This is a genomic window from Rickettsia asiatica (assembly GCF_007989425.1).
Classification (GTDB): Bacteria; Pseudomonadota; Alphaproteobacteria; order Rickettsiales; family Rickettsiaceae; genus Rickettsia; species Rickettsia helvetica.
The window spans coordinates 1,141,805-1,155,266 of the sequence record NZ_AP019563.1; the positions used below are offsets into that span (position 1 = coordinate 1,141,805).

Below are 13,462 nucleotides of genomic sequence, written 5' to 3' on the forward strand. Positions count from 1 at the left end.
TAAATTTGTTATTTGAGTTTCTGATTTTGTTTTTGGGAAATCTCATTATCTTAGCCAAGTGTATGAAAGTGTTTAAGCTTTCTTCATCGTCTTTGGTCATTATATAAGGTACATATAAGCATTTGATGTGTTTTGTCCGATATTTTATTTTTCTCTAAAAACGCATATAATTTATGAGTATTGTTATGTTCATCTTGTATACTAAACGCTTTATTTACTGCAACTGATTTATCAGATTTTGACATAAAATCATCAATAAACTTTTCTTCAATTTCATAACACTCTAAATGTATAGCAACAACTAGAAACTTCTTAAATGTTTCCACAATGATCTTCTTCGCTTTTTCAGGTGATTTAGCTCCTAAGGTTTGCACGTTATGAATACGATCAAATAATTTTATAAGTGCGGTATCATATCTTTTTTGCTTAATAATAGGTTTAGGCTTTCTTCGGCACTGATTTTTCCGTGAGGTTTAATTCTAGTTAAACCTTCTACATGTTTTGCTATTTCTTTGCCAAAAATTTCGATGATCATCTTTTCAGTACGCTCTGTATCATATTTACGTTCTTTGCAATTACCAATATCGAACGTATATACTTCCGTTTGCATCGGTAAAACTAATATTTCCTTGTGAGCGATCATATTTTTATTATATCCGCTAACATGACGCACAGAAGTTACTTTTGTACAGCCTGAAGTAATAAAAACTAATAAAATATACAATACTAGGTTTTTTAATTGCATAATTATTACCTTTAATTAGTCGGTATTATACGGGTACACTTTTCGGAAAAAATAACATATACTTTTTGACCGTTTCTTATATTTACGTCTGTACCTTGTACCACGGTAATTAAGCAGCTTGTAACTGCGCAGAGATAACATTACGCATAACAAGTACTACCTTCATAATAGTCACTTTTTATTTTAGAAGTATCAACTTTAATTAAATATTCATACCCTTTACTCTGTCCGAGTTTATCTTGTAATATAGTTCCAACAGCTGCCCCTGCGCAAGTGCACCTCCGACAATATCGCAGCACAGTAGTACCGTTGCCTTGACCTACTGTACTACCAAGTACACCTCCCCTGCTATACCTCCTGCTGCCATACCACCTGAATTATCTGATAAACGATCTGATTCTTTTATTTTTACAGGACGTACGGATACTACTTCTCCTTCTAACGTTAAACTTAAGTTGCATCGCTAGTATATACATTTGAAGATAGGTCACGAGCACAACCGCTAATAAAGGTAGCTAAGATAATAAAAATTATAGATTTATGAAAAATCTTATGCATAACATTTAAATTTAAAGTTAAAAAAATTATGAATAAAGATACTTGCACTCATTATTTTCGTCAAGATTTATTTTTTACCTATTACGGTTAAATAATATGGTCATAGAATAAGCAAGTACGGCAAACATGCAAAGATATAAAATCGGAAATAGGTTAAAATCAAATGATTTTATTACCTTTGCACAAATATAATTAGCAGTACCGGACATTAACATTGAGCCGATATTATGCCCTAAACTTATAACACGATAGCGTTCTTTAACTACAAAAGACTTAATAACTATACTATGAGCAAGAGCATTAAAAGGAGCAACTGATGCAGCTAACATTAAACTAGCTGCAAGCCCTAAATTAGTCATTTGATATTTTACTGCTATCACAAAAAATACACTTGCTGTAATAGTACATATAAATGCAGTTTTTAATACTGAATTAACTCCTAAACGATCAGCAATAAAGCCGGCAATCGGCATGCAAACAGCAAAGCATATTACTATTAAGACTGAAAAGGAACTCATAATAATACCGACTGAAGGTAATACGATTGGTAAATATTGCTTCATAAAGATGATTGCAATTTGATATGTTACTCCAAAACCTCCGGCTAAGAATATAAGAGGTAAAATATCCTTCCATTGCTTTTTAATTATGAAGCTAAGTTTTTCAATAGAATCTTGACTATGATGTGCTTCTTTAAATTCCGGTGTTTCATCAAATTTTTGACGGTAATAAAGGGTTATTAATGCAAGCGGTAAACTTAGTAAAAACGGAATACGCCAACCCCACTCCGGAAAAATATGAGAATTAAAGAAATTAGTTGTACCAATCCCGCATAATAAACCCATTACTCCTGTACATCTAGTTATTGCCGAGGCAGTAAATCGGTATTTTGCTCCTAAATGTTCAATAACATAAATCGCTGCACCGTCATATTCCCCTCCAATAAAAATACCTTGCATGAAGCGACATAAAACTAAAATTATTGTACTCCAAACTCCTATCGAAGAATAATCAGGCAATAAACCGATTATTAAGGTAGGAATTACAATACCGATAATCGTAAAACTTAAGGCTTTTTTTCGACCGTATATATCCCCTATACGTCCAAAAATATAAGCACCCATAGGTTTTGATAAATATGCTGCTGCATAAACGGCAAAAACATTTACAAGTTTTGTTAATGGATCAGTACCGGCTGAAAAGAATTTATCGGCAATTATTGCCGCTGAAAAACCATATAAACTATAGTCGTAATACTCAATGATAGTGCCTAAAAAAGCACCGAGAACTTTATTGCTTGATTTTGTTTGTTTCATTTTAAAGATATACTGTGAGTAAGAGAAAGTAGGTAGACGAAGTTTAATTTGGAAAAGAGCAAGGCGTCTTGAAGCTGATAACCGCAGCGTACATACTAGTACGTGAGGATTATCAGCAAAAGACTTTGTCGCCAATTTTTCACATTAAACGAGTATACATGACCGCTTTGGCCGTTACTTAAAATCCTTCAAAGACCTTTATGTAAAGGTGGACTTCATATATCTAAACTGAATTAGTATTAGACAGGGACGATGTCCTAAAAGTTAGTGGTAGTCCTAGGTTAATATTAAGCTCACGAACCAAGCAGCCAAGAGCTAATATATCACTTTCCCATTTTACGTGCAAGGTTTTCTAGGTAACCTGCTATAGTAGTTAAGGTTTCTGCGAATTTTTCTTCGTCTGGATGATTTTTTTGAAAGCCGTTTTTATCAAGCTTTTCTGTTAGGCTTGCTATTTCAGCTTGAGCATTAAGGGATGCCATAACTAATAATAGCTCAAAAGAGGCTGTAGGACTACCAAGTTTAATTTCCGCTACTTTATCATTTAATTTATTCGCTAAAGATAGTAATTCTTCCTCATCTCCATTATTATAATATAATTGAAAACTCTTGTTATTTAATGTTACCGTAACAATTGACATAATTATTTTTGCTGTTTTTTTATTTCTTCAAGTTCATTAATATAAATGTTAATTTGATCTAGCATTTTTATATAATTATCTTTTAATTCTTTATTTTCATTTTGTAATTTTTTAACTTCATTTTGATTATTTACAAGCGTACTCAATAAATCATCGAGTTTATGCTCAACTTCTTCCATTAATTTTTTTAGACTGCTTGCATAACTTGCTTCTAAAGGTATTTGTACGTCGAGCCGGTACTCGCATCCTCACGTACTTCTTTGTACGCTGCAGTGCTGCGTTTTGTGTCTCCTTCAAATTCCTCTTTATTAGCTTCGTTCTGTAAGCAGTCTAATATTTCATTATCCATTTTCATTTAAGCATTAATTATGAATGGATGACTTACAATAATAATCGATAACATTATAATAGATATAAGTACTAAATTGTTTTTTACGTTTATAATTTATCAATGCCGTAGCTCTTTTATTATTTAATAATTTTTCGGTTTCGTTCTGTTTAGTAGCTTCTATCTGCTCTGCATTTCGATCTTTTACATTAAGATAATCCAAGTATAATTTTAAGTAACCTCTTACGTATACTTCTCCCGGTAAAACATTAAAATCCTCCTCTTCTAAAGCTACTAAATATTTTTTTCTAATTTTTAAATCACTAGATACCTGATTTAAAGTTTTACCCGAATCTAACCTAATTTGCTTAAGCATTGACGACATAATTTACTCAAGTTTTTGTAAGAATATTTCAAATTTCTTATTTGCTAAAATAATTATATTTAAGTCTATAGTTTCTTGAGATCTAATTTCTTTAATAAAATCAAGAAAATTTCTAACTAAGTTATTATTATTATCAATCCATAAATCTAAATCAATAGTTGTTTTAGATTTATTAATTATTTTTATTAATAATCTACGTTGTTTGTCATATAAATCATCTTTTAGCGATTGAATACCTAAGCGACACCAAAATGAATCGTTCAATTGCCTATCACAAGCTTTACGTAACCAATCAAGACTAAACATATCACTTATAGCAAAATAAGCTTTTGCTATCTCTTTATTATTTCCTGAAGTCTGTTTTGTTACATATATAATGTCAAATATTGAAATTAAATTGTCAAATGTAGCGATAGTAGCAGCAAATGATTCCTCTACCCCGCTAGTTGTATAATAATTTAATTTTTCTTCAAATCTTATTTTAGTTTCTCCAACTAATAAAGTATCTACCGTTTTTCTTAAGTTTTGTGCAGGAACTCTAAACTCTTCTATAGTTTCACTAATATTAATAGGATGTTTTAAATTTTTAATAAACCATGAAATACCCCGACGCATTAATTTCGTTATTTCGGTAAACATGTCGATTTTTACATTGTAATCAATATTAGTAGGTAGCTTACTTATCGTTTCCCATATATCATCAAGATCAAAAATTGCACAAATAATGGTATATGACCTTATTATATCACAAAGAGGAGCCCCAATCTCATGCTTTACAATACTAATAAGCGGTCCTCCAAGCTGATTAATTATTTTATTTATAGTAACGGTTTTAATAATCTCATGTTTAAGAGGATGAGATAAAATTTCATTACGAAATTTTTTTTGCATCATTTCAGGAAAATAATCTATAAGATATGTATCAAAATATTTATCATGAGAAAAAGTAGAATTAAGTAACTCGTGATAAGCCGACCTTTTACTATATGATAGTAGTAAGCAAAGCTCAGGACGAGTTAATACTTCACCGCTAATAGCTCTTCTATTCAATTCTTCTGCACTAGGCAAGAATTCATTTTCCCGCTCTAATACTTTTTCTTCTTCTAAAATATCTATAAATTGACTAAGTATATTAACGGTTAAAGTAGGAGATAGTTGCATAATTGTTATTGCTTCGGTTTGCTTATAATTATCAAGCAATACTAACTCTTCAACTTGTTTTGTCATATCGTTTAGAAGTTTATTACGTTCTTCTAAAGTAATTTTTCCTGAGATTATCGCACTACTTAAAGCAATCTTGATATTTACCTCATGATCGGAGCAATCAACACCTGCTGAATTATCAATAAAGTCGGCATTTATGCGTCCGCCTTTTTTAGCATATTCAACTCTACCTCTCTGTGATACACCGACATTACCGCCTTCTGCTATAACCTTTGCTCTAATTTCTTCACCGTTACATCTAAGGTTATCATTTGCTTTATCACCGATTTCTAAATTATTTTCCGTTTTAGCTTTGATATAAGTGCCTATTCCGCCATTCCACAATAAATCAACATCTGCTTTTAAAATAGCTTTAATTAATTCTTCCGGTGATATATCATTATCATTTATATCAAGTAATTTTTTAATTTCCGGTGATAATTTTATTAATTTACTACTGCGTTCAAATACTTTGCCTCCTTTAGAAATAAGCTTAGAATCATAATCGGACCAATTAGAACCCTTTAAATTAAATAAACGCAAACGCTCATTAAAACTTGATAAAGGATCAGGAGTAGGATCAATAAATATATGTTTATGATTAAAGGCGGCGACTAACTTAATAGCCTCTGATCTTAGCATACCGTTACCGAATACGTCTCCCGACATATCTCCTATACCTACGACGGTAATAGGGTCTTTTTGGACATCTAACCCTAAAGTTTTAAAGTGATTAGTTACGGAGATCCAAGCTCCTTTAGAAGTAATAGCCATTTTTTTATGATCGTAACCTGCAGAACCACCGGAAGCAAAAGCATCATCAAGCCAGTAATTATATTCTCTTGCCACACTATTAGCATAATCCGAAAATGAGGCTGTACCTTTATCGGCAGCAACCACTAAATAAGGATCTTCTTTATCATAAATAATAACGTCTTTCGGATGTACTACTTTACCGTCAATGATATTATCTGTTATGTCTAATAAACCTCTTAGGAAATTCTTATAGCATTCTACCACTTTTTCCATATATTCATCACGAGTAAGCCCTTCCTCAGTAAAATGAACATAAAAGCCGCCTTTAGAACCGACAGGGATAATAACGGAATTCTTCGTCATTTGTGCTTTCATAAGCCCAAGGACCTCAAGCCTATAATCTTCTGCTCTATCCGACCATCTAAGCCCCCCACGTGATATGGGACCGCCTCTTAAATGAACAGCTTCAAAATTTCTAGAATAAACAAATACTTCGGCAAACGGAACAGGTTTAGGCAAATCCGGTACTTTTGAAGAATCAAACTTAAATGAAAAAATATGTTTATGTGGTTGATAGTAATTTGTTCTAGTAATGGCATTAACTATACCAAGCATATTACGTAGTACTTTATCTTCACTACTCATCTCAACGGTTACTAAGTAATTATTTAGTTTGTCTTTAATTACGTCACAATTATTAGACATCTTCCCAAACTTCGCTTCTAGAAGTAATTTAGACGTCGAACCGGTACTCGCATCCTCACGTATGTCTATATACGCTGCGGTGTTGTGTTCCGTCTCTCCTTTAAATTCCTCTCTATAAGCTGGTTTGGGAAGATGTCTATTATCAGAGTATTTAGGATTGAATTTTATATCAAATAGATTTACCAACATTTTTGTATATTCGGGATGTTTAAGTAACGTTAACTGTACATAACCTTTGCCGTAACTAAATCCCGTTTGATGTAAATATCTTGTTAAAGCTTTTACTAATTTAACTTGTTTCCAATTAAAACCGGCAAGCACTATTAATTTACTTAAAGAATCATTAGCAAGCATCCCAAGTGCCATTTTATCTAAAGCTTCTTCAACATTTATTTTTAATTCGGTAATATTATCCTTTACAGGTACAATAGAAGTTAAGATAAAATTATATATCCAGCTTTCTTTGATTTCGAGGGCCTCCTTAATTGCAAAAGTTTGTTCATCAATTGCTTTAAAACCTAAATTTTCGATTGGTGGCAATATGTTAGAAAGGGCAAGTTTTACTTTTGGACTATATATTTTTAAGTAAAATTCCGTTTCATTTACAGAAACTAGATTAAACATACATTTTTGTGACTTGCTTGCTTCCGTTAGATATTCAATATCTACTAAAGCTATTTCCGGAGAAAATTTTTGCCTATAGTCTGCCGGAAAAACATTATCAAAAAGCTTTAAATTAATACCTGCTTGATATTCGCCGAATTTTTTAGAAAGCTTCAAATAAAAATCTTCACTCCAACGTGTAGAGATACGATCTAAATCTTGCTGTATTATTTCTGCTTCAAAATTTATTTTATGTTCCCCTTGTGCTTCAAGCGTTACAAAAAGATAAGAAAAATTACCGGCTACTTCGGTGATATAGTTGGATAAAATTTTACTACCGAATTTTTCCGCTAAATAACAATCTATCATATTATGTATTTCAGCCGTTAAACGTTCTCGTGGCAGAAAAATTATGATATTAAGAAAAGAACTCGACCAATCATATTGAATAAACAATTTAAGCTTCTTACTCATCATACTTGAGAGCATATGTAAACACATACAATATAAATCGCCTTGATCAATTTGTATTAAAGCTTCTCTCGGTAACGACTCCATTAAAATTCTTAACTTATCGGCATTATAACCGGATAATGCAAAACCAGCTTTCTCAATTACAAAATTAAATTTTTGTCGTAGGATTGGAATATTACTTATTGAATGGTAATACATATTTGAATTATATATGCCGAAAATTATACTTCCTGAAATATATCCACCTGAAGAATCAAATTTTTTTACTAAGATATAGTCGATTAAATTATCTGAATGGATAAGCGACGCACTATTTATTTTACCGAGTATTATTAATTGATTTTGATATAAAGGATTAGCAGAACATTTTATAATATCATCAATCTCGTCTTTTACTTCTTGCCATATTTTTGCTGCTCCTATTTCATTACTTAATTTTAAAGATTTTACCTCAAAATCAAGAGTCCCTAATAAAACTAAATTATCGTTTTGTAACCAATTTAAGAATTCTTTAGCCTCTTCAAAATTTAATTTATCATTATCAATTATATTTTTAGATAAATCTTGTAATTTTGTGAGTAATTGCGGTAAATGGCTATAGCTTTGCTCTAACTCTTCTAATCTTTCATTTATAGCCTCGGTTAAAAATGTAGTAGTTTTATCGTCAAAATTTCCTAAAATGGTTAAATGTAGTATCGATTCTGATTTTTCATCCGACACAGAATTTTCTAATATTTTTTCTAATTCTCCTTTACTATTTCGGACGCAGTTTATTACCGGATAGAGTAAAAACTTAGTTTGCAAATTCATGTTTTTAAGCAGACATATGATAAAATCAACAATATGCGGCTTATTATCAAGCAATATCAAGACATTTATTGTCGGATCATTTTCGATAACTGCCTTTGTTATTACTATTTTTCTTGCTCTTTCTACCCTTTGTTTAAAAAACTTAAAGGCTTCATCTGCAAAATTTTGGAATAATTTTTCTCTATTCTCAAAATCATAATCTATCGGAATATAATTTAAAAACTTTTGAACAAAATCTATATATATGGAACTTGACTCACGTTCCTTGCTAAGTTCTAGAATTTTAGTTTTATAATTCGGGATTTGACAATTTAAACGACTAAAGTTTAAAGAGGTTGTTTTTGGGGTCATGATTTTCTCAAGTAATAATAATATGATTATTTCTTTTGTTATTATATTATATAAAATAACTTAAGCAAGAGGCATAGAAAATAAGTGGAAACGATATTTGCACAAAGCTCTGCATTCGGTAAAGCAGGCGTAGCGGTTTTTAGGATTTCCGGTCCTCAAAGCTTAGAAGTGTTACAGCTACTTACCGGTAGAAAGGACTTTAAATCGAGATTAATGTATTATCAACAAATTACAGTCCCTGAAACTAAGGAGCTAATTGATAATGCTATGGTTGTTTATTTTAAATCACCTAATAGTTTTACTGGCGAAGATGTAGTCGAGATTCATACGCACGGCAGTAAAGCTATTTCTACAATGCTTATTAATGCATTGTTAAATATAGCTGATATTCGTTTGGCAGAAGCAGGAGAATTTACCAAAAGAGCTTTTTTAAATAACAAATTCGATTTAACAGCAGCAGAGGGGATAGCCGATCTAATTAATGCTGAAACCATTATGCAGCATAGGCAAGCAATTAGACAAGCAAGCGGCGGGCTTGAAGAATTATATAATAACTGGCGTAGTCAGCTTTTAAAAATTATCTCTCTGCTTGAAGCTTATATAGATTTCCCTGATGAAGATATACCGGATAGCGTCCTTAACGACGTTAATAACACTCATAAAAACCTTGTAAATGAAATATCTAATTATCTTAACGATAATAGACGAGGAGAGCTACTAAATAGCGGCCTTAAGCTTGCAATTATCGGTCCACCAAATGTTGGTAAGTCTAGCTTACTAAATTTTTTAATGCAAAGAGATATAGCGATTGTCTCAAATATCGCAGGAACTACTAGAGATATAATTGAGGGTCATTTAGACATTGGAGGCTACCCTATTATTTTGCAAGATACAGCAGGTATAAGAGAAGAAAGTAGCGACATTATCGAGCAAGAAGGTATAAAAAGAGCTATAAATTCGGCTAAAACAGCGGATATTAAAATTATTATGTTTGATGCCGAAAAATTAGACTCCTCTATAAATGAAGATATTATTAATTTAATTGATGAAAATACTATCGTAATAATTAATAAAATCGATCTTATAGAACCGAACAAAGTATTTTTAATTGAAGATAAATATAAATGCTTAAGAGTTTCGATTAAGAATAATATAGCCTTAAACTATATATTGAAAAATATCGAAAATATTGCTGAAAATATGGCAGGTTTTACCGAAACGCCTTACATAACAAATCAGCGTCATCGTCATTATTTAAAACAAGCTCTCTCGCATTTAACGGCTTTTAGCTTAGATAATGATTTAGCCTTAGCAACTGAAGATATTAGAATGACAACACGCTGTATCGGTGCTATTACGGGCGTTATTAACGTAGAAGAAATACTAGGCGAAATCTTTAAAAATTTCTGCATAGGAAAGTAATGTTGTATAGCTCATTCTACGTCATTCCCGCTTTCGCGGGAGTCCAGAATAAATAGCTTAATAATTAGTACAAGCTTGATGAAATAAGCATAAAAAACAAGTTTTTTTATATGCTTGCCTGGATTCCCGCTTTCGCGGGAATGACATAAAGGTCTAATCATAATAACCTATCTCAAATCCTTTCTCTCATATATTAATTTATTTATAACTTCCTCTTGACAAAAACATTAATATATTCTAGAAACCATGTTTTATGGTTTTATTAATTTAAATTAAAGGAGTAATAATTATGGCACCTGTATTAAATTCAAACGTTTTTAAATGTGTTATGCCTATATTTTCAAACGAAATGATAAGCAGTTTACCGGGTAATGTAAACCATATCGTTCATAAATTAGGTAATACTATACTTTCATCGGTATATAATACTGTTGAGGGAACTTTTAAAAAAGGCTTCCTAGTAAACAATGCACATTGTAATTGGAAAAATATTGAATACTCTTTCCAAGACTCGCCTGATGATTTTTCAATACTGCACACAGAATGCATAAAAGGTTTAGATACTCCAATAAATAACATTTTTACCGATGCAGAAAATAATCCACATATACTTTTACAACAAGCTGTAACACCTAATCAAAACGGTACAGTCAATATTTTTGATCAGCTTTATAAAGTAACACATGATTATATGTTCTCACAAGGCAATATTACCGAAACTAACGGAGCTGATTTCTTAGGTTTAAATGAATGCACTACAGAAGAGGCTATAAATACTTTACAAAACTATAACACTTATAAAGACACTCTAATTCCTCATGAATCGTTCATCAATACTCTTGAAAATACTCTAAATCGTTTAGGTATATCTTTGGATAATGTCTCTCCTACAGAAATAGGTAAACATATTTTAGATCAACTTGGTAAAGCTTATACTGAGGCAACCACTCCCTCTACCACGGAAAATCCTAACAATGATACAAATGACTGTGGATATAGCGGTGCTTACATCGCTGCAGTAGCAGTAGGTACATTAGTTGTAAGTGCTATCTTAGGGTATACAGTTAAATATGGATGGGATTGGTATAAGGGAAGAAATATAAAAAACGAAAATTTAGAGTTAAAGTATGAAAACTCAAAGTTAAAATTGGGGGATAAAACACTTGAAATACTAATTGAAGATCAAGCTATATTAGATGAAATTATAGGAATTGGAAATTTAACAGATATACTGGCAATATTAAGCAATCCTAATCAAGATATGATAAATTTACATGGTCAAGATTATGATATCTCTCTATTAAAATCAAAAACACAAGATTTAGATAAAGCAATTATAAAGTTAAATTCTATCTCTAACATATTTGCTAATATAAATTCTTTAGGTAACACATTACATATAATATGTACCCTTCTTAATGGACAGGATACTTTTATGACTGTTAAATCCTTTGCAACTTTAATAAAAGAGTCAAGGAAAACAGATACTAAATCCGAAGAACACAAAAACTGTCTTGAGAAAATATTCGAGACACTACTTGGAATTGATGAAACCTCAAACAGAGAATATCATTATATTCTAGAAGAAGAGTTACAAAATCATGAAATACCATTATTAGCCGATGGATCATCACCATCTGGATCTTCAAGTATAGAACATTGTTAGTACCATAACAAACCATCATTGACTTTTTGAAAGTTATATATAAAATGATACTTGAAACAGCAAAGTGCTGTTTCAGGGTGTCGAAACCTCTGCCAAAAGTGAGAGCATTTCTCACAAAACTGATGTAATCCTTGACTCTTTTGATCGGGGGGATGATAGGGTATGTTCAGGGCTTATAGGGTATAACTTTAAGCTTAAAGCCTATCATAGCTGTTGTTCTATACGGTGTTATTAACGCCCTGGTGATTTGTGTTTAAGAAGTCAAGATAATTTGTTTATATTGCTCCTGCCAAGGTCGTTTGTTTTTAACAATGTTATTGATAATTATTATTATCTTTCGCATTACAGCAGTAAGAGCTAATTTTTTGGCCTTTCCTTTTTCTACAAGTCTTTTATAAAAAGGTTTAACTGCAGAATTACATCTTACAGACATAACAGCTGCCATATATAATGCTGCCCGTACCGTTTTTCTACCACCTTTAGTTTTTGCTTTAAATCTTGTTTTGCCACTTTCCTTACAGTGAGGTGCTACCCCTACTAAAGAAGCTTATTTGTTTACAATTTAAATTACCAAGCTCCGGTAATTCTGTAATTAAGGTTATTGCTATAATCGAGCCAATACCTGGAATAGTAATGAGTAAATTATAATTTCTTTATAACTTTCTAGATTTAAAATAAGATGTAATATAAGCTTTTCTACTTCTTCCTTTTGGCTATTAAGTAAATCAATAACATTATTTATACTATTAATTATTTTTTGATTAGTAACTCTACGTAAGCGATTGTGTTCAGATACTATCATAGTAATTAATTGGTTACGTCTAGCTGTAAGTTCTTTTAATTCTTTTTCTATCTCATTCGCTACTTTTCTAGATTCAGGGTTAATTTTTTCTGCAAATAATGCTAACATTTGTGCATCGATGGTATCAGTTTTTGTAAACTTACCTCTCATAGTTCTAAATGCTGATGTAAAATAAGGATTAACTACTGACACCAAATATCCTGCTTTTTATAAGGTGTTTGCCGCTTTATATTCAAGCCTACCGGTAGCTTCAATTACAATTTTAGCAATACTATAACCTGCTATATATTCGGCTAGCTCATTAATGCCTTTTTGATCATTATTAAAAACTTTATATTTATTCAATGGGTGTAACCAGACGTCTAAAGTATCTTCAGATACATCGATACCTATAAAAATATGCTTTGTTATGTTTTTCTCTCCTGTCCTATGTACGAGCTAGGGGGTTATTCACTTGATCTTAATGGTTGATCGTGAATAACCCCTTGCTCTATTGATTGTTTGGAACCAAATTAAGTAAGGAGTAACACACCGGGGCACGGTTCATTAATTATAATTAAATTAATAACCTGACCACCATCGTTACCTCCTTACAGTATCTAGAATTATGCATTATTCTAAACACTTATTAAATACATAGACCACCAAGAGTTTATTTCTCTTCGGTGGTTGAAACTTGAGCAATTTAAGTTTAATC

At 31.5% G+C, this 13,462-nt stretch carries 8 protein-coding genes, 1 other RNA gene and 5 pseudogenes; 2 read left to right on the top strand and 12 right to left on the bottom strand.

What is annotated here, in order from left to right; translation table 11 throughout:
• Positions 1 to 43: 43 nt before the first annotated feature.
• From RAS_RS10815 to RAS_RS10840, 9 genes and pseudogenes are all read right to left on the bottom strand, one after another.
• Positions 44 to 556, bottom strand: a pseudogene (locus RAS_RS10815) (hypothetical protein); the annotation flags it as partial.
• An 821-nt stretch (positions 557 to 1,377) separates the two neighbouring features.
• Complete coding sequence (locus RAS_RS06835) at positions 1,378 to 2,619, bottom strand: MFS transporter (protein ID WP_147143469.1); 1,242 nt, start codon at positions 2,617 to 2,619, stop codon at positions 1,378 to 1,380.
• Between the two features lie 155 nt (positions 2,620 to 2,774).
• A non-coding RNA gene (gene ssrS / locus RAS_RS06840) (6S RNA) lies at positions 2,775 to 2,933 on the bottom strand.
• 9 nt (positions 2,934 to 2,942) lie between these two features.
• Positions 2,943 to 3,260, bottom strand: coding sequence for a cell division protein ZapA (locus RAS_RS06845; protein WP_147143472.1), 318 nt, complete (start codon positions 3,258 to 3,260; stop codon positions 2,943 to 2,945).
• A gap of 2 nt (positions 3,261 to 3,262) precedes the next feature.
• Positions 3,263 to 3,439 (bottom strand): hypothetical protein, encoded by a 177-nt coding sequence (locus tag RAS_RS10820; RefSeq protein ID WP_332094801.1) that lies wholly within the window; start codon positions 3,437 to 3,439, stop codon positions 3,263 to 3,265.
• Positions 3,440 to 3,471: 32 nt separating this feature from the next.
• On the bottom strand, positions 3,472 to 3,615 hold the full coding sequence (locus tag RAS_RS10825) for a palindromic element RPE1 domain-containing protein (protein WP_332094802.1): 144 nt from the start codon (positions 3,613 to 3,615) through the stop codon (positions 3,472 to 3,474).
• Positions 3,616 to 3,973 (bottom strand): annotated as a pseudogene (locus RAS_RS06855) (helix-turn-helix domain-containing protein).
• A 3-nt stretch (positions 3,974 to 3,976) separates the two neighbouring features.
• A pseudogene (locus RAS_RS10830) lies at positions 3,977 to 6,631 on the bottom strand (NAD-glutamate dehydrogenase domain-containing protein); the annotation flags it as partial.
• A 147-nt stretch (positions 6,632 to 6,778) separates the two neighbouring features.
• Positions 6,779 to 8,875 (bottom strand): annotated as a pseudogene (locus RAS_RS10840) (NAD-glutamate dehydrogenase); the annotation flags it as partial.
• A gap of 84 nt (positions 8,876 to 8,959) precedes the next feature.
• On the opposite strand from RAS_RS10840, the gene mnmE reads away from it, so the two are divergent.
• Entirely contained in the window at positions 8,960 to 10,297 is a 1,338-nt protein-coding gene (mnmE, locus tag RAS_RS06865; protein WP_147143478.1) for a tRNA uridine-5-carboxymethylaminomethyl(34) synthesis GTPase MnmE, read from the top strand.
• Between the two features lie 289 nt (positions 10,298 to 10,586).
• Positions 10,587 to 11,963 (top strand): DUF5460 family protein, encoded by a 1,377-nt coding sequence (locus RAS_RS06870; RefSeq protein ID WP_147143481.1) that lies wholly within the window; start codon positions 10,587 to 10,589, stop codon positions 11,961 to 11,963.
• 253 nt (positions 11,964 to 12,216) lie between these two features.
• Here the strand turns inward: RAS_RS06870 and RAS_RS10165 are convergent.
• The 3 genes and pseudogenes from RAS_RS10165 to RAS_RS08815 all read right to left on the bottom strand — a co-directional run.
• Positions 12,217 to 12,498: pseudogene (locus tag RAS_RS10165) on the bottom strand (transposase); the annotation flags it as partial.
• A gap of 69 nt (positions 12,499 to 12,567) precedes the next feature.
• Entirely contained in the window at positions 12,568 to 12,957 is a 390-nt protein-coding gene (locus RAS_RS06880; protein ID WP_172616097.1) for an IS110 family transposase, read from the bottom strand.
• 15 nt (positions 12,958 to 12,972) lie between these two features.
• Positions 12,973 to 13,110 carry a hypothetical protein gene (locus RAS_RS08815; RefSeq protein WP_172616098.1) on the bottom strand — a complete coding sequence of 46 codons (138 nt, stop codon included), beginning with the start codon at positions 13,108 to 13,110 and terminating at the stop codon, positions 12,973 to 12,975.
• Positions 13,111 to 13,462 lie beyond the last annotated feature (352 nt).